General features: G+C 71.9%; 20 protein-coding genes. 9 read left to right on the forward strand and 11 right to left on the reverse strand.

Features of this window, described 5'->3' with window-relative positions; genetic code table 11:
- Positions 1-87: 87 nt before the first annotated feature.
- On the reverse strand, positions 88-1758 hold the full coding sequence (locus tag CHC05_RS28950; protein ID WP_089253771.1) for a CocE/NonD family hydrolase: 1671 nt from the start codon (positions 1756-1758) through the stop codon (positions 88-90).
- A 37-nt stretch (positions 1759-1795) separates the two neighbouring features.
- The gene (locus tag CHC05_RS28955) at positions 1796-3280 is read right to left on the reverse strand and encodes a PhoX family protein (protein WP_089253772.1); all 1485 of its coding nucleotides are present in this window, start codon (positions 3278-3280) and stop codon (positions 1796-1798) included.
- A 142-nt stretch (positions 3281-3422) separates the two neighbouring features.
- On the opposite strand from CHC05_RS28955, the gene CHC05_RS28960 reads away from it, so the two are divergent.
- From CHC05_RS28960 to CHC05_RS28970, 3 genes are all read left to right on the forward strand, one after another.
- Positions 3423-3632, forward strand: coding sequence for a type II toxin-antitoxin system VapB family antitoxin (locus tag CHC05_RS28960; RefSeq protein ID WP_089253773.1), 210 nt, complete (start codon positions 3423-3425; stop codon positions 3630-3632).
- Positions 3629-4054, forward strand: a complete 426-nt coding sequence (locus tag CHC05_RS28965; RefSeq protein WP_089253774.1) for a PIN domain nuclease — start codon at positions 3629-3631, stop codon at positions 4052-4054. Before CHC05_RS28960 ends, CHC05_RS28965 begins: the two co-directional genes overlap by 4 nt.
- 187 nt (positions 4055-4241) lie before the next feature.
- Positions 4242-4916, forward strand: coding sequence for an excalibur calcium-binding domain-containing protein (locus tag CHC05_RS28970; RefSeq protein ID WP_218824708.1), 675 nt, complete (start codon positions 4242-4244; stop codon positions 4914-4916).
- Here CHC05_RS28970 and CHC05_RS43305 read toward each other — a convergent pair.
- Positions 4876-5058: an epoxide hydrolase N-terminal domain-containing protein gene (locus CHC05_RS43305; protein WP_342745688.1), complete on the reverse strand. Its 183-nt coding sequence runs from the start codon at positions 5056-5058 to the stop codon at positions 4876-4878. The genes CHC05_RS28970 and CHC05_RS43305 overlap by 41 nt on opposite strands.
- Entirely contained in the window at positions 5059-5850 is a 792-nt protein-coding gene (locus tag CHC05_RS28975; protein WP_179266426.1) for a maleylpyruvate isomerase family mycothiol-dependent enzyme, read from the reverse strand.
- 116 nt (positions 5851-5966) lie between these two features.
- Between CHC05_RS28975 and CHC05_RS28980 the strand changes: the two genes are divergently transcribed.
- Both CHC05_RS28980 and CHC05_RS28985 read left to right on the forward strand, forming a co-directional pair.
- Positions 5967-6374 carry a VOC family protein gene (locus tag CHC05_RS28980; RefSeq protein WP_089253776.1) on the forward strand — a complete coding sequence of 136 codons (408 nt, stop codon included), beginning with the start codon at positions 5967-5969 and terminating at the stop codon, positions 6372-6374.
- Between the two features lie 34 nt (positions 6375-6408).
- Complete coding sequence (locus CHC05_RS28985) at positions 6409-6684, forward strand: hypothetical protein (protein ID WP_089253777.1); 276 nt, start codon at positions 6409-6411, stop codon at positions 6682-6684.
- 348 nt (positions 6685-7032) lie between these two features.
- Here the strand turns inward: CHC05_RS28985 and CHC05_RS28990 are convergent, their stop codons facing one another.
- Positions 7033-8130, reverse strand: coding sequence for a glycosyltransferase (locus CHC05_RS28990; protein WP_089253778.1), 1098 nt, complete (start codon positions 8128-8130; stop codon positions 7033-7035).
- A 303-nt stretch (positions 8131-8433) separates the two neighbouring features.
- Here CHC05_RS28990 and CHC05_RS28995 point away from each other — a divergent pair, with 303 nt between their 5' ends.
- Genes CHC05_RS28995 through CHC05_RS29010 form a run of 4 tightly spaced genes read left to right on the forward strand, consistent with a single transcriptional unit; the run spans position 8434 to position 10573 of the window.
- Entirely contained in the window at positions 8434-8991 is a 558-nt protein-coding gene (locus tag CHC05_RS28995) for a dihydrofolate reductase family protein (protein WP_089253779.1), read from the forward strand.
- A complete protein-coding gene (locus CHC05_RS29000; RefSeq protein WP_089253780.1) occupies positions 8988-9716 on the forward strand; it encodes a tyrosine-protein phosphatase in 729 nt (242 codons plus the stop codon). The genes CHC05_RS28995 and CHC05_RS29000 overlap by 4 nt, the downstream gene beginning before the upstream one ends.
- Before the next feature lie 10 nt (positions 9717-9726).
- On the forward strand, positions 9727-10149 hold the full coding sequence (locus CHC05_RS29005) for an RpiB/LacA/LacB family sugar-phosphate isomerase (protein WP_089253781.1): 423 nt from the start codon (positions 9727-9729) through the stop codon (positions 10147-10149).
- A complete protein-coding gene (locus CHC05_RS29010) occupies positions 10142-10573 on the forward strand; it encodes a GNAT family N-acetyltransferase (protein ID WP_089253782.1) in 432 nt (143 codons plus the stop codon). The genes CHC05_RS29005 and CHC05_RS29010 overlap by 8 nt, the downstream gene beginning before the upstream one ends.
- Before the next feature lie 295 nt (positions 10574-10868).
- Here the strand turns inward: CHC05_RS29010 and ptsP are convergent, their stop codons facing one another.
- From ptsP to CHC05_RS29040, 6 genes are all read right to left on the reverse strand, one after another.
- Positions 10869-12515 (reverse strand): phosphoenolpyruvate--protein phosphotransferase, encoded by a 1647-nt coding sequence (ptsP, locus tag CHC05_RS29015; protein ID WP_089253783.1) that lies wholly within the window; start codon positions 12513-12515, stop codon positions 10869-10871.
- Positions 12516-12885: 370 nt separating this feature from the next.
- Complete coding sequence (locus tag CHC05_RS29020; protein WP_089253784.1) at positions 12886-13173, reverse strand: HPr family phosphocarrier protein; 288 nt, start codon at positions 13171-13173, stop codon at positions 12886-12888.
- 14 nt (positions 13174-13187) lie between these two features.
- Complete coding sequence (locus CHC05_RS29025) at positions 13188-14222, reverse strand: zinc-dependent dehydrogenase (RefSeq protein ID WP_089253785.1); 1035 nt, start codon at positions 14220-14222, stop codon at positions 13188-13190.
- Positions 14219-14671 (reverse strand): PTS mannitol transporter subunit IIA, encoded by a 453-nt coding sequence (locus CHC05_RS29030; protein WP_089253786.1) that lies wholly within the window; start codon positions 14669-14671, stop codon positions 14219-14221. The genes CHC05_RS29025 and CHC05_RS29030 overlap by 4 nt, the downstream gene beginning before the upstream one ends.
- On the reverse strand, positions 14664-14972 hold the full coding sequence (locus tag CHC05_RS29035) for a PTS sugar transporter subunit IIBC family protein (protein ID WP_089253787.1): 309 nt from the start codon (positions 14970-14972) through the stop codon (positions 14664-14666). The genes CHC05_RS29030 and CHC05_RS29035 overlap by 8 nt, the downstream gene beginning before the upstream one ends.
- A gap of 263 nt (positions 14973-15235) precedes the next feature.
- Complete coding sequence (locus CHC05_RS29040) at positions 15236-16462, reverse strand: PTS transporter subunit EIIC (RefSeq protein ID WP_179266427.1); 1227 nt, start codon at positions 16460-16462, stop codon at positions 15236-15238.
- Positions 16463-16480 lie beyond the last annotated feature (18 nt).

The raw sequence follows: 16480 nt of genomic DNA on the forward strand, positions 1-16480 counted from the left end.
GGCGATCCACGCCGCCATCGGTCAATTCAGGCTATTTGCCGGAAATGGGGTCGGTGGGAAAAGAGAGAAATTCGCGAAAAGGCGGGCTCAGGGTGCGACCGTGAACCGGACCGCCGAGGGCCGCGCCTCGTCGTGGAACACCCAGCGCTGCCCGCCGCGCAGCGTCACCGCGCTGCCGAGCGGCTCGCCGGTGCCCGGGTTGCGCGCCCACCGGGGGTGCGCGCCGCCGGCCACCTGCACGCGCAGCCGGTGCCCGGGCGCGAACCGGTACGCGGTCGGGTACATCGGCACGCGCACCTCGGTCACGCCGTCGGCGTCCCGCCGGAACCGGCCCGGCGCGACCCGCACGAGCCCGTCGCAGATGTTCCAGGACCGGCCCCGGGGATCCACGTCGCACAGCCGCACGAACACGTCGAAGAACTCCGGCTCGCCGTGCGTGTAGATGGTCGCCTCGACCTCGCCGACGAGGTCCAGCGGTTCCTCCACCGGGTCGCTGGTGAAGACCAGCACGTCGGCGCGGCGCTCCACGGCGGCGTTGTCGACGCGCCCGGCCTTGTTGGCGGCCAGCACCGCACCGCCGGCGGACGGGGTCGGGTCGGCCGGGTCGTAGTAGAAGCGCGACGGCTCGCCGGCGGCCGGTTCGGGGCTCGGGCCCAGGCCGCCGTCGGGCCGCAGGAAGATCTCCCCGGTGCGGCCGGGCGGTGGCCATTCGGGCACGTCGCGCCAGCCAGAGTTGGTTACGTGCAGGCGTACGTTCGCGTTCGTGTTCGGCTTCGGCGCCTGGGATCGCAGGGCCTCCGCCGCCAGGGCGCCGCGAGGCATCCGCTCGCACAGGAAAGCCAGCCCCTCGCGCATCCAGGCGCCGAGCAGCCCGGGACTGCCGTGTGTCCAGGGCCCGATCATCAGGTACGGGTCGGCGCCCGCGGCCTTCAGCGCCGCGTAGTCGCGCAGCTGCGCGGGCAGGAAGATGTCGTGCCAACCGGTGATCATCGCGATCGGCGCGCGCACCTCGCCCACGGTGGAGTCGAACCGCCGGTCCGCCCAGTACGCCGCGTCCGGCTCGACCTCGCGCAGCCACTCCTGGAAGAACCGGACGGGCGCGCCCACCGCGACCTGGTCGGCCGTGTCCAGCGGCAGGGTGGCCAGCCCGCGCATCAGCTTCGGCTGGCCGCGCTTGAGCTCGCGCTGCCGGGTGAGGAACGGCTGCCCCTCGGCGGCGAGCAACTCGGCCCAGGTCAGCGCGGTGTCGAGGGAGAAGGACTCACCGGCGTACGTGGAGTCGCGGGCCGACGAGGTCGTGCAGACCAGCACCATCGCGCGGAGCTCGTCGCCGATGTAGGGCGCCACGGCCCACTGGGCGAAGCCCTGGTAGCTGGAGCCGAACATCCCCAGGTGCCCGTTGTACCAGGGCTGCCGGCGCAGCCAGTCGACCGTGTCGATGCCGTCGGTGCGCTCGTGCAGCATCGGCTCGAAGCTGCCGCCCGACCCGTACGTGCCGCGGCAGGACTGGATCACCGTGTGCAGCCCGCGCTCGGCGATCAGCCGCCCGAGCAGGGTGACCACGCCACCGCGTCCATAAGGTGTGCGGATCAGCACGGTGCCGGCGTCGGGCACGTCCGTCGCGTAGTGGTCGGTCACCAGCGCGACACCGTCGCGGGCGCGTACCCGCTGATGTCGGTGGGCGGTCACCCGGCCCGGCACGGCCGGGGGCAGGCGGAGCGCACGGGCGGCGGCGAAGGTCGCGACCTGGGCGAGCACGATCCCACCGTACCCAGCCGCCGCCCGTTTTGGCTCGTCAGACGCCGATCCGGCGCCAGTCTCCCCAGATCGCGAACGTCATCCCGGCGCTGGCCTGGATGTTGACGAACAGCGTGCCGCCGTCGGGGCTGAACGTGGAGCCGGCGAACTCGTCGTTGCTCCGGTCCGTGCCGGCCGCCGACTTCAGGCGGTTGAGCGCGATGTCGAACAGCTGGCCGTTGCGGCCCAGCCCACGCAGGTAGTTGTCGTTGGTGTTGTCCTCGCAGACCACCAGCGTGCCGCGGGGGCTGGTGGTGACGTTGTCGGGGAAGTCCAGAGTGTCCGGACCCGGCGACTGGTAGACGGCGCGGAGCACCTCGTGCTTCGGGTAGTAGGCCCAGATCTGCCCGTGCCCGTTGCCGTAGCCGCCGGTGGCGTGGGGCCCGAGCTCGGTCTCCGCCTCGCCGCCACCCTGGGTGGAGGTGAAGTAGATGACACCGTCGTCGTACACGGCGCCCTCGAGTCTGGAGAAGTAGGCCGCGCCCCGCTCCCAACCCTGCTTGGGCACGTGGATGGTCGCGTCGTCGTTGGTGGTCGGCGCGGTCTCCCCGGGCGTGTAGGGGAACGTCGGCGAGGGGTCGTCGATGTCGACCCACTTCACGTCGTACGTGGCCCCGCGCTGCTGGTTCGCCTCCAGGTGGATGTTGGGCCGCTTGCGCACGGCCAGCATCTGCAGCCGGCCCCGGTTGTCGAGGTAGCCGAGCCGCATCGGGTCCTTGCGCGGTTTGTAGCGGAAGAAACCGGACGGGAACTCGAAGCTGTCCTCGGTCAGGTAGAGGTAGCCGGAGTGCGGGTCGTAGGCCACCGCCTCGTGGGTGAACCGCCCGGCCGCGGTGATCGGCTCGCCGGTGGCCTCGCCGCGCACGGGCACCTCGAACACGTACCCGTGTGGCTTGGTCAAGGGGATGTTGGAGACGTTGGTGAAGTCCGGGCCGACGTCCGGCCCGTTGACGGTCTCCTCGCAGGTCACCCAGCTGCCCCAGGGCATCCGCCCGCCGGAGCAGTTCATCATGGTGCCGTTGACGCTGGTGTACGCGCGGCGCACCTCGCCGCGCGGGGAGACGTGGACGGTCGTGGTGCCGCCGCGGGCCATGGGGTCGTAGGGCGTACGCGGCCCGAACGCGGGTCCGGGGTTGTTGACCTCGTGGTTGCGGATGAGGACGATGTCGTCCCTGCCTTTGCCGCTCTTGTCGCCCTTGTCGCGGAAGGCGCCCATGCCGTCGTGCCGCCCGGGGAGCGCGGTGCCGTCGTCGAGGGTGATCGGCGACTCGGTGTCGTGGAAGGAGCGGTACTGGAAGCCGGCGGGCACGTGCAGCCGTACCTTGCCGTCCCGCAGGTCGGCGATGTTGTCGACAAGAGGCGCCGTGGGGTGGGCGGAGGCCGCGTCACGGTTGACGAACCCGAGGAACGGCCCGCCGAGCGCGACACCACCGGCCGCGGCCGCGGCACCCCGCAACAACGTGCGACGATCGAGATCAGACATCGAGGACTCCTTTGTCGGAATCCATCGATCCTCACGAGGCCCAGCCGGGCGCGCAACCGCTGGTTGGCCAGGAGTTAACCTCCCGTCCACCTCTTCCTGTATATACTGGCCTTCGGTTCTGTATATACGAGGGTGGTGTGCCGTGACCAAGGTGCTCATCGACGTCGACGACGAGGCGTTGGCCGAGGCTTCAGCGCTGCTCGGCACCAAGACGAAGAAAGACACGGTCAACACCGCCCTACGGGAGACGGCCAACCAGCTTCGGCGGGCCAAGGCGCTGGCCCGGCTGGCCGAGCTCGGCGAGGCCGGAGCGTTCGACGATCTGCTCGACAAGTCCGCCTACCGCGAATGACGCCGGCGCGGTTCCTGATCGACACCAGCGCGGTGATCCGGCTGCTGCGCGACGGCTCCGTGCGGCAGCGGTGGCAGCCCCAGATCACCGCCGGGGTGCTGGGCATCTGTCCGCTGACCGAGATGGAGGTGCTCTACAGTGCCCGGTCCAAGGCCGACCGGGAAGAGCTCGTGGAACTGCTCGGCGTGACCTTCACGTGGATCCCGATACCGGAACGGGTCTTTCTCCGGGCCGCCGAGGTGCAGGCCGCCATGACCGCGCGCGGTAGCCACCGTTCGGCCGGGGTCGTCGACCTGCTGCTGGCCGCGACGGCCGAGCTCAACGGCCTGGCGCTGGTGCACTACGACCACGACTTCGACGAGGTCATCTCCGTCACGGGCCAGCCGGCGGTCTGGATCGCCACCCCCGGCTCGATCGCTTGAGGTCACAGCCGTCGCTTCCGGGTTAGGCCACACGGTCAGCGGTTTCCGTCGTCCGTCCAACGCGCGAGTCGCCGCGAGCTTTATCCCTTTTAGTCAGATTTCACGGTGACCACACCCGGGCATTCATGGGATCGAGATGCCTGGCCGCGTTGATCCGACCGCGATCCCGGAACCCGGAGCATCCAGCGTGACCTATCAGCCGCCGCAACCCCCGCAGGGTCACGGTCCAGCCTTTCCGACTCCGCCTGGCGGCGTTCCGTATTACGGGCCGCCCATCATGCCGACGAGGAAGCGGCACAACAAGGCGCCCTGGATCGTTGGTGGCGTCCTGCTATTCGCTTTGTGCTGCGGCGGGTTCGGCGTCGCGGCACTCAGCTCTGATGAAAATCCGGTAAGCCAGCAACCTGCCGCAGCCGAACCTGCGGCGTCGGCAGGGGCGGTCGAAGACGTCGTCGCCACGACTCGTGGACCCTTTGGCACCTGTGCCGAAGCCGAACGTGCTGGTGCGCTTCCACTCCGCGCTGGCGATCCTGGCTACTCACGCGCACTCGACCTCGATGAGGACGGACAGGCATGCGTTGCCGCCACGCCAGCGCCGATGAAACCGGCCAAGCCTGCACCGAAGCCGGTGCCAACGATCGAGGACGGAATCTGGACGGTGAGTGAGGACGTCCCGGCCGGCACCTACAAGGTGACGCGGCCGATCTCCGGTATGTGCTACTGGGCGATCGTGAAGTCAGGCACCAACGGATCGGAAATCATCGAGAACGACCTGCCGTCGGGCGGTCTGCCGCGGGTGACGATCACCAGGGGACAGGACTTCAAGACCAACGGCTGCGGCACGTGGAAGAAGGTCGGTTAGCCGCCGCCACAGCCATCAGGTTCGTGTAGTCCAGCGGTGCTCCCTGCGCCCAGGCGTCCTCGTCCGGCGGCGCCGGTTCCGGCCATCGGGTGGCGCGGAGCCGGCGGCGCAGGTCGTCGAGTGCTGCCTGGGAGTGGCGCACTCAGAAGCCGGGGAACACCCGGCGCAGGTCGTCGATGGTCAGCGGGCCGTCGAGCTTGACCGAAGCCGGCGTGAACTCGGGCTTGAGCCGGCCGGTGACCAGCCGCAGCCAGGTCTCGGCGGGCAGCCGCAGGGAGCCGTCGGGGTTTTCCGGCGTCGCGGTGAGCGCGACCTCCGGGCCGAGCGTGAGCCCGAAGGTCTCGGGTACGTCGGTGATCTCGACGGCCAGGGTCGCGGTCTTGCCGTCCAGCTGCTCCGGCTTGGCGAGCCAACCGAACATGTGCGCGGCCTGGCCGAGCAGCAGGGACGCGGAGGCGGCGTCCACGGTGGCGGCCGGATCGAAGCCGACCGCGACGTCCCAGGCGTGCAGGGCGAACTCGTTCAACCGCATGGTCCCGGCGGCGGCGACGTCGACCGGTGCCGGCATCCAGGCGTACGTGATCCGGACCGCCGCACGCTCCTGGTCGTCGAGGGCCTCGAAGCGCTTGACCAGCGCCTCGTTGGCGGTGACGACCCACTCGGCGCGCTTCTGGCGGGTCGCGTTGTCCCACTTGGCCCAGACGCCCTTGTTGAACTCGCCGTCGGGCGGGGTGCTGCCGGTGATCCCGGCCTCGAGGATCGCCAGGTTGATCTCGGCGCCGCTGCCCAGGTGGCTGAGCACCTGGGAGACGTCCCAGTCACTGGCGCCGGAGGGCTTGGCGAGGTCGTCCGCGGTGAACGCGGCGACCGTGGCGGTCAGGTCGTCGTGGCCGGCACGTAGCACCGCGATGACGCGGTCGGCTTGGGATGCCATCGAAGTTCTGCTCCAAACGCGAGGGGGGTTCGCACCGAGCCTATGCCGCGTCGCGGCGGCGGCGGAAAGTGTCAGAGGTCGCCGATAGCGTCGTGTTCATCACCGATGAGAGGGGCATGGGGATGCTTCGGGGTTTCGCGACGATCAACTACTGGACCGACGACCTGGCCGCGGCCAGCGCGTGGTACGCGAAGGTGCTGGGCGTCGAGCCCTACTTCGAGGTGCCGGGCGGCTACATCGAGTTCCGCTTCGGCGACTATCAGCAGGAGTTGGGCCTGGTCAACCGCGCGTTCGCGCCGGAGGGTGTCCCGACCACCGCCGGCGGGGTGGTCGCCTACTGGCACACCGACGACATCGAGGGCGAGGTGGCCCGGCTGGTCGAGCTCGGAGCGACCCTCCGCGAGGCGCCGCGCGACCGCGGCAAGGGCTTCGTCACGGCAACGGTCACGGACCCTTTCGACAACATCCTGGGGCTCATGTACAACCCGCACTACCGAGACGTCCTAGCCGGGCGTAATCAGTAGCCGGTCCGGTGCACGGAGCGGCAGTCTGGCGCGCATGAGTTCCACGACGATCGAGGTCGACAGCGCGCTCGCGGATCGATTGGCGGCGCTCGCCCGTGCGCGGGGCATCACGATGCAGACGCTGCTCCTGGCTGCGACGGATCGACTCGAGCGCGACGCGTTCTTCGCTCGCGCACAGGATCAGCTCGAGCGCCTGCGCCGAGCGCACCCGGCCGCCTGGGAACAAGACCGGGCTGAGTCACGGGCCTGGCAGCAAGGCACGGATCGCAGAAACCAGATCGACGACGACGAACCAGGATGGTGGGAATGACGAAGATGACGCTGATCGGGTCCGGTGTGCTGTGACCTCGCCGCCAGGTCGTTGAGGGGCGGCCCCGTCGCGGGCCAAGCGGACGGCGTTGGCCTTCGAGCGGGACCAGCCTGCTAGGACCGGCGGCGGTCGCCGAGGGGTGGCCCCCGCCGCGGGCCGACCGGATGGCGTTGGCCTTCGAGCGGCACCAGGCTGCTAGGACCGGCGGCGATCGCCGACGGGCGGCCACGTCGCGCCCCAACCGGATGGCGTGGGCCTTCGAGCGGGCTCAGGCTGCCAGGACCGGGCGGTGATCGCCGAGGGTGACGACCTGGTCGGTGCGGCGCTGAAACCGTGGCCCGTCGGGGGTCAGGCGAACTTGGCGAAGACCGTGGCCGCGATCTCGGTGGGTGCGGGCATGGCCGCGATCTCCGTGGCGACCTCGGTCGAGGCGGTGCGCAGCGACGCGTCCTCGACCAGGCGCCGCACGGCGTCGGCGTCGATCCGCTTCATCGGCACCGCGAGGCCCGCGCCCCGGTCGGCGACCAGCTGGGCGTTGTGCGCGCGGTCGCCGGGCCCGGGCGTGACGAGCTGCGGCACGCCGGCCGCCAGCGCGGCGAAGATGGTGCCCGCGCCGCCGTGGTGGACGATCGCGCTGGCCGTCTCCAGCGCCTCGGGGAGCGGCGCCCAGCCGATCGCCCGGACGTTGGGCGGCAGGGTCCGGCCGGCCAACCGGTCCGCGGCGCGGATCAGCACGAACTCGGCGTCCACCGACGGCGCGAGGCGGACGATCCGATCCAGCACCGCGGTCGACCCCGGGCCGGCGATGGTGCTGTGGCTGACCAGGACCCGGGGCCGGCTGGCCGGCTCGCGGAGAGAGGAGGGCAGGGTGGCGCCGCCGCCGTACCCGACAGGCCGCATGGGCTGACCGCTGGCGCCGGGCACGAGGCTGTCGGGGCTGATCCGGAGCACCGCGGCGCTGGCCGGCACGTCGACCCGGGGCCGCATCTTCGCGGTGGTCACCGTCAGCAGCAGCGCGTCGTCGAACAGCGTGTTGCCGTGCAGCACGGCCGGCACGTCGTGCCGCGCGGCGGCGACCGCGCCGGCGCCGGCCAGCGGCTCGTGGACGACCACGTCCGGGCGCCAGCGCCCGACGAGCTCGGTGGTAGCGCCGACGAAGCGGTCGTTGACCGCGCCGAAGATGTGCCCGACGGCGTCCGTGCCGGCCCGGCCGGCGAGCTCGCGCACCAACAACTTCGGCCGGCTGAGCATGGTGCCGAGCGCGATCCGGCCGAAGTTGAACGGACCGGCCACGTCCTCGACCGGGAACCCGGCGGGCGGCCGAGCCGAGGCGTCGCCCCCGGAGGCGACGAGCACGTCGTGACCCGCGGCGCGCAGGGCCTCGGCGAGCGGGATCATCGGGTAGAGGTGACCGATCAGCGGGGCTGCGACGAACAGGATCCGCACGGGTGGTCCTCATCTCCTCGGCCGTGCCACGTACAGAAACGACCCTAGTCCGCGATGTCACGACCCGTCGCCGACCGACACCGTGCGGCGACCACCAGACGCCAGGCCGGCCGCGCGCCGCGGACGGTTGGCGGCCGCGACCGCAGACGGCCCGCGCGCCAACGTCCGGTCGTGCCGCGACTGATCGACCCGACGCACAGGCGACCGGATCCTCGAGACCGGCATCGCGCGGCGGCCAATATCACGAGGCCAGCGCCGGCGCAGAGCCCGGCGGCCACCGCCCCCGCTGGTAGGTTCGAGCCCATGGCCAGGGTGATCTTCGGTATGACCGTGTCGGTCGACGGCTACGTCGAGGACGCCGACGGCAGCGCCAGCGCGCTCTATCCGGACCTCGCCGAACTGCGCCCGACCCACTACATGACCGAGATGATCGACGAGACCGGAGCCGTCCTGATGGGCCGCCGGACGTTCGCGATGGGTGACCCCGACGGCTACGCCGGCACGTACGAGTTCCAGGTCCCGATCTTCGTCGTCACCCACGAGCCGCCGCCCACCCACCCGCGCGAGGCCGGTGGGCTGACCTTCACGTTCGTCACCGACGGCGTCGAGGCGGCGGTCGCCAAGGCCAAGAGCGCGGCGGGCGACCGGGACGTAACCGTCGTCGGCGGCGTCGACCTCGGCCACCAACTGCTCACCCGTGGCCTGGTCGACGAGCTCAGGCTCGACATCATGCCGGTCCTCCTCGGCGGCGGCCGGCGGCTGTTCGAACCCGATGCCGACCTGGCCACGCTCGGCCTGCGTACGACGCGGGTGGTCGAGGTCGGCACGCGTACCTCACTGCGGTTCTCGGTGTCCCGGTGAGGCACGTCGCCTTCGACCGGCTGCACAACTTCCGCGACGTCGGCGGGTACTCCACATCGGAGGGCCGCACCGTCCGCTGGGGTCGGTTCTACCGGTCCGACGGGCTGGGCAAGCTCGCCGGCGCCGACTGGGTGAAATTCCAGGCGCTCGGCGTACGCACCGTGATCGATCTGCGCTACTCCGAGGAGGTCGCCCGCCGTGGCCGGGTGCCCGACTACGACGGCCTCGCCTACTACAACCTCTCCATCGAGCACCGCCCGTGCCGGCAGGCGACGGTGGCGCCCCAGGTCGAGCCGGTCCGCTTCCTCGCCGACCGCAACGCCGAGGTGCTGGCCGACGGCGCGGTCGAGATCGGGCAGGCCCTGGCCGTGATCGCCGCCGCGGGAAGCGTCCCGGTCGTCATCCACTGCGCCGCGGGCAAGGACCGCACGGGCCTGCTGGCCGCGCTCGTGCTCGCGCTGATCGACGTCAGCGACGACGACATCGTCGCCGACTACGCGCTGACGGAGCTGGCCACCGCGAAGTTCATCGCCGACTGGGAAGCCAACCCGGCCAACCCGGCGATCACCTGGCCGGGCTACGGCTTGGCCCCGCCCGACGCGATGCGGTTGACACTGAAGGAGCTGGCGGCGACCTACGGATCGGTGCACGACTATGCCCGCGACCGCCTCGCCGTCGACGCCGCCCTGCTGGCCGGCCTGAGGGCCACCCTGCTCGACCCGTAGGGTGGTCGTCATGCGGGTTTCGTACGGAGCGGACGACGCGAACGAGACCACGCGTGCCGTGCAGCAGGCCCTCGCCGACCGGGGCATCGAGGTCGTCGACGTGACCGGCGACCGGCAGTGGCCGGACATCGGGGCCGCGGTCGGCCAGGCGGTCGCCAAAGGCACCGCCGACCTCGGCGTCGTGCTGTGCTGGACCGGCACCGGCACGGCCATCGCCGCCAACAAGATCTCCGGCGTCCGTGCCGCGCTGGCCTGGGACCCCTGGATCGCCTCCGGCGCTCGCAAGTGGAACGACGCGAACGTCCTGGCGATGAGCCTCAAACGCCTGGCCCCGGACGTAGCCGTCGAGGTCCTCGCGGCGTTCCTCGACACGCCCGGCCCGGACCCCGACGAGGCCGCGAACATCGCAAGGCTCGGTGCCCTCGATGACTGACCTACGCCGCGCGACCCCCAACGACCTGGCGGCGATCCTGGCCGACCTACCGGCGTACTGGGGCGACCGCGACGTCCGCCACCTCCACCACCCGATGTTCGTCCGCGAGTTCGGCGACACGGCGTTCGTCTCGGGCGACGTCGACGGCTACCTGTTCGGCTTCGTCGCACCGGCCCACGTCGGCTACATCCACGCGGTAGCGGTCCACCAACGCAGCCGCGGCAGCGGCCTCGGCCGCCACCTGCACACCGCGTTCGCCGCAGCGGCCCGAGCCCGCGGAGCCACCCGCCTCAAAGCGATCACCGGCGCCGCCAACACCGAATCGATCCGCTTCCACGAACGCATCGGCTTCACCGCCTGCCTGATCACGGATTACAGCGGCCCAGGCCAAGACAGGGTTGTGCTTACCCGCGACCTGCCTTAGGTCACCTTCGAACCAGGACCAAGCTGTCCCGGGTCCGCCTGGGGCGCGACCGTCGCCGGGGACCGCTCCGCTTCGCTCCGCTGCCAGCCCCGCCTTGGGCGAGCCCACATTCCTCGAACCCAGGAGCAGGCTGTCCCGGGTCCGCTTGGGGCGCGACCGTCGCTCCCGCCGGGGACCGCTCCGCTGCCAGCCCCGCCGTGGGCAAGGCCAGAAACCAAACAACCACACCCCGCGTGGCCGGGCCGACCCCGACGAGGCGACTAACCCGTTGGCGCCCGCCGTCGCTCTCGCAGGGTCAGGTCGCGACCGCGCGGGCGGTGGTTGGGTCTTCGGCGGCGAGGACCGCGGTGGCCAGGCGTTCGCAGTCGGCTTTGGTGTGTGCGGCCAGGGCGTCCCGTACCGCGGGGATCGCTCGGGCCGGCATCGACAGGCTGCTGATTCCCAGCCCGGCGAACACCGGGGCCAGGCCCGGGTCGGCCGCCGCCTCGCCGCAGATGCCCACCGGCTTGCCTGCCGCGCGGCCGGCGCGGGCGCAGGTCGCGATCAGGTCCAGCAGGGCCGGCTGCCACGGGTCCAGGAGCTCGGCGAGATCGCCCAGCATCCGGTCGGCAGCGAACGTGTACTGGCTCAGGTCGTTCGTTCCGATCGACACGAAGTCGACCTCGCGCAGCAGCGCGCGTATCCGCAACGCCGCGGCCGGGATCTCGACCATCACGCCGGCCGACGGCAGGCCCGCCGCGCGGGCTCGGATAACGAAGTCACGGGCCTCGGCCGGGGTCGCGATCATCGGCGCCATCACCCAGGCCGTGGCACCGGTCCGGGCCGCGGCCGCCGCTATCGCCGCGAGTTGCCCGTCTAGGAGTGCCGGGTCGCGACGGGCCAGCCGCACGCCGCGGACGCCCAACGCCGGGTTCGGCTCGCCGGACTGGTCCAGGAACGGCAGCGGCTTGTCGGCACCGGCATCCAGGGTGCGCACCACCACCTTGCGGCCGCCCAGGGCGTCGAAGACGGCCGCGTACGCGTCGACCTGTTCGTCGTGTCCGGGTGCCTTCTCGCGGTCCAGATAGAGCAGCTCCGTCCGGAAGAGGCCCACACCCTCGGCGCCGGTCACCGGGTCGACCGCCGAGCCCACGTTGGCGAGCAGCTCGACCGCCCAGCCGTCGGCGGTGCGGCCGGGGCCCGTCGACGCGGCGGCGCGGGCCCGGCGTTCCTGCTCCCGCCGCCGGGTGTCGGCGACCGTCGCCTCGTCGACGCCCACCCGCACCGCACCGGCGGCGCCGTCCACCGCGACCACCATCCCGTCGCGGAGGCCGGTCGCACCACCGCAGCGGACCACGGCCGGGATGCCCAGCGAGCGGGCCAGGATCGCGGTGTGGCTGGTCGGTCCGCCGGCCTCGGTGACCAGCGCGAGCACCAGCTCGGGGTCCAGGCCGGCCGTGTCGGCGGGGGCGAGGTCGGTCGCGACGAGCACGAACGGGTACCCCGGTGACGGGATGCCCGGCATCGGCGCCCCGCTCGACACGGCCACCGCGCGGTCGCGGAGATCGTCGAGGTCGGCCACCCGCTCGGCCAGGTAGCCGCCGGCCTCCAGGAAAGCCTGTCGGTGCACCGCGAACGCGGCATCGATCGCGTGGGGCGCGTCGGAGCCGGCCCGGATCGCGTCGGCCACCGCCTCGTCGAGCACCGGGTCCTCGGCCATCATCACCTGGGCCCGAAGGATCTCGGCGGCAGTGGCGTCGCGCGTGGCGTCCGCGCGCCGGGCAAGCTCGGCCGCGACCGCACGCAACGCGGCAGCCGCACCGGCCAGCTCGGCCTCCACGTCGGCGACGTCGCGTGGCGCGGGCATCGTCGGGGCCGCGCCGGCCCGGCAGACCGGACCCGCGGCGAACCCGGGCGAGACGCCGATGCCGCGCAGCGGCTCCGCACCGGGCTCGCGCGCCACCCGAGCGGCTTGCCCGCCACCGGATTGGCCAGCCTGCTGCGCAGCGCCCGGTCCACGAGACGGCTGCCGAACCGGCTCGCGGGCAGGTCGCCCACCGGGTCCTCCGTCGGTCGGCCCACCGGGCCCGCCCACGCGCGATCCACCCAGACCGCCCGGTCCGCCCACCCGCGGCCCGCCGGGTCCGCCGGCAGGCGGCTCTCCGCGTCTGGCCATAGGTGGCCCACCGGGTCCGCCCGCAGGTGGGTCAGGGTGTCTGGCGGTGCGCGGCCCTGGTCCGCCCGCAGGCGGCTCTGCGCGCCTGGCCGTAGGTGGCCCGCCGGGTCCGCCCGCGGGCGGCCTGACCGGTCCGCCCTCCGGTGGGCCAACCGCCTCAGCCATCGGAACCACCCTCGTCCGCGTCCAGGTCGCGGGCCAGCAGCGTCGCCAGGTCGTCCAGGACGGCGTCCGCGCCGTCGCCCTCCGCCGAGATGGTCACGGCGGTACCGCACTTGGCACCGAGGGACAGGACGGAGAGCATGCTGTTGGCGGGTACGGGCTTGCGCCCCTCCACATTGATCTTCACCGGCACGGGAGCGGAGCCGGCGGCGGCCACGAACAGGGCGGCCGGGCGGGCGTGCAGGCCGGTACGCGAGCCGACGGTCACGGTGCGGGACGGCATAGCGGGTAACCCCCTCAGGGCTCGATGGTGACCTTGATGGCCGCGCCGCGCGCGACGATGTCGAAGGCGTCCAGCGCCTCTGTCACGGGCAGGCGGTGGGTGATCAGGTCGGCTACCGGGACCGCGCCGGACGCGATCAGGTCCAGTGCCTGCCGGTTGTGCGCCGGGCTGGAGCCGTTGGCCCCGACGATGGTCAGCTCCTGGTAGTGCACCAGGTTGCTGTCCACCCGGATCACCGGGTCGTCCTTGGGCAGCCCGCCGAAGAAGCTGATCCGCGCCTGCCGGGCGCAGAGGGCGAACGCCTGCTCCTGCGCCGCCTTCGACGCGGCGGCGGTGATCACGACGTCGGCGCCTCTGCCGTCGGTGAGCTTGCGTACCTCGTCGACCACGTCCGTGTCGGCACCGCAGATCGCGGCGTCCGGCCGGACCCGGTCGGCGGAAAGCGACAGCCGCTCGCGGTTGAGGTCGACCAGGAACACCCTCGCGGCGCCCCGCGCCCGGGCGAGTCGCACGTGCAGGCAGCCGATCGGGCCGGCGCCCATCACCACGACGTCGTCGCCCTCGCCCACCCGGGCCAGCGTCTGTCCGTTAAGGACACACGCCAGGGGTTCGGCGACGGACGCTTCCGCGTACCCGATGCCCGGAGGGATCCGGTTGAGGCCGTCGACGGCGAGCACCTTGGCGGGTACGAGCATCAGCTCCGCGAAACCACCGTCGTAGTGGTAGCCCATCGACTCCTGGTTGGGGCAGACCGTCATCCGACCGCGCCGGCACTCGCCGCATCGTCCACAGGGGATCGCCGCGATCACCTGTACCCGGTCGCCGGCGCGCCAGCCGGTGTCGCCGCCGTCGACCACCTCACCGGCGATCTCGTGGCCCATCACCCGGGGCGGCCGGATGTGGTGGTGCCCGAACTTGAAGATCTTGACGTCGGTGCCGCACGTCGAGCAGTTGTGCACCCGGATCAGCACGTCGCCACCGGTGCGGGTGGGCTCGGGGGCGTCCTCGATCCGTACGTCGCCGGGCGCGTGGAAGCGCACGACCTTCATGCGGTCTCCTCGATCGGGGTCAACAGGTCGTAGACCGTGTCCTGGTCGGTGGCCGCACGCAGCGCCGCGGCCCGGTCGGGGTCGAGCAGGATCTGGGCGAGCTCGCCGAGCACCTCGACGTGCCCGTCGCCGCGGGCCGCGATGGCGACGCACACGGTGACCGGCTGGCCACCCCAGTCGACGCCGTCCGGGAAGCGCAGCACGGCCAACGCGTCGCGCAGCACGGTCTCCTTGCCGGCCAGGGTGCCGTGCGGGATCGCCACACCTTCGCCGACGTACGTCGAGACGGACTGCTCCCGGTCGAGCATGGCGGCCACGTACGCGGGAGCGACCGCGCCCACCTCGACCAGCACCTCGCCGCAGCGGCGGATGGCCGCGTCCCGGTCGGCGGCCGTCTCGGCGAGCCGGATGGCGGCCGGTTCGAGCAGCGCGCCCAGGCCCTCAGCCATCGAGCTCGCCGCCGGACTCGACGGCCTTCACCAGTCGCGTCACCGCCGGGTCGCCGATGAACACCTGGACCGGCACGATCACCGTGTCGGGCGCGCTGCCCCGGGCGCGGGCGACCAGGCCGGCGTGGCAGACCACGACGTCGGCGTCGGCCGGGATCGAGTTGACCGGGGTGTGCTCGACGGTGACCTGGTGCTTCTTGAGCTGGCGCCGGAGCTGGCTGGCGAGCATGACGCTGCTGCCCATGCCGGCGTCGCAGGCCACGACGACCTTGTGGATGTCGCTGCCCTTGATGTTGGCCATGACGATGCCTCTCGGGGGATGAAGGAAGGGACCCTTGTTATCGCTTTCCGCATAGGAAGGGTCCCTTCCTGACGGTCATCGGTTGCGTTGTCGGGTCGGCGCCAGGCGCCGCGACCGCGGGCTCGCGGGTCGGTTCGGGACGGTCGCGGGGTGCGTTGTCGGGGGACGGCTCCGCGACCGCGGGCTCGCGGGTCGGTTCGGGACGGTCGCGGGGTGCGTTGTCGGGGGACGGCTCCGCGACCGCGGGCTTGCGGGTCGGTTCGTCACGGGGTGCGTTGTTCGGGGACGGCTCCGGCGACCGCGGGCTCGCGGGCCGGTTCCGGCTGGGTGCCGGGCTGCGGATCGGCATCCGGGGGTACGACGGCCGCGTCTCCGTCGGCCACCGTCGGGTCCTCTTTGGGTTCGAGGCGGCCGAAGCCGAGCAGCATCGCGGCGACCGCGAACGTCACCCCGGCGGCGATCACGACACCGAGCAGCATGGGTACGTAGCCGCCGCGCGGCGTCACCGCGAAGTAGGCGAAGATGCTGCCCGGCGACGGCGTCGCGGTGAGCCCGGCGCCAGTGATCATGAAGGTGCCGACGCCGGCCGCGCCACCGGCGATCATGGCGATGATCAGGCGGGGCTTCATCAGCACGTACGGGAAGTAGATCTCGTGAATGCCGCCGAGGAACTGGATGATCATTGCGGCCGGCGTGGTGGCCCGCAGGTTGCGCGGCCCGAAGAAGAAGAACGCGAGCAGCAGGCCGAGGCCGGGCCCCGGGTTCGACTCGATCATGAACAACACGGACTTGCCGGTCTCGGCGGCCTCGGCCACCCCGAGCGGACCGAACACGCCGTGGTTGATGGCGTTGTTGAGGAACAACACCTTGGCGGGCTCGACGAGTACGGAGGCCAGCGGCAACAGGTTGCGGTCGACCAGCCAGTTGACGGCGTCGCCGGCCCCGTTGGTGACGGCCCGCATGATCGGGCCGATGGCCCACGCGCCGAGCAGCGCCATCCCGCCGCCGATGATGCCGGCGGAGAAGTTGTTGACGAGCATCTCGAACCCGGGCCGGATCCGGTCCTCGACCAAGGTGTCGAACTGCTTGAGCAGCCACGCGGTGGCCGGACCGATGATCATCGCGCCGAGGAACATCGGCGACGCGTTCTCGAGCTCGGTGCCCATCACGGCGCCGGCACCGACCGCGACACCGACGGTGGCGACGGCACCGACCACGGCGCCGCGCTGCCCGTGCACCAGCCGGCCACCGGTGTAGCCGATCAGGATGGGCAACAGGAAGAAGATCATGGGGTTGACCAGCTGACCGAAGTCGTCGTTCGGTATCCAGCCGGTAGGTATGAACAGCGCGGTAATCAGGCCCCAAGCGATGAACGCGCCGATGTTCGGCATGATCATCGCGGCCAGATTGCCGCCGAACCGCTGCACGGTGGCACGGAATCCGGTGCCCTGCACCGCCGGCGTGTAGCCGGTTTCCTCGGTCGTTGTCACCGAACGCTCCCTTCGGGG

Source organism: Asanoa hainanensis (assembly GCF_900188485.1).
In the GTDB taxonomy this organism is placed as follows: domain Bacteria; phylum Actinomycetota; class Actinomycetes; order Mycobacteriales; family Micromonosporaceae; genus Asanoa; species Asanoa hainanensis.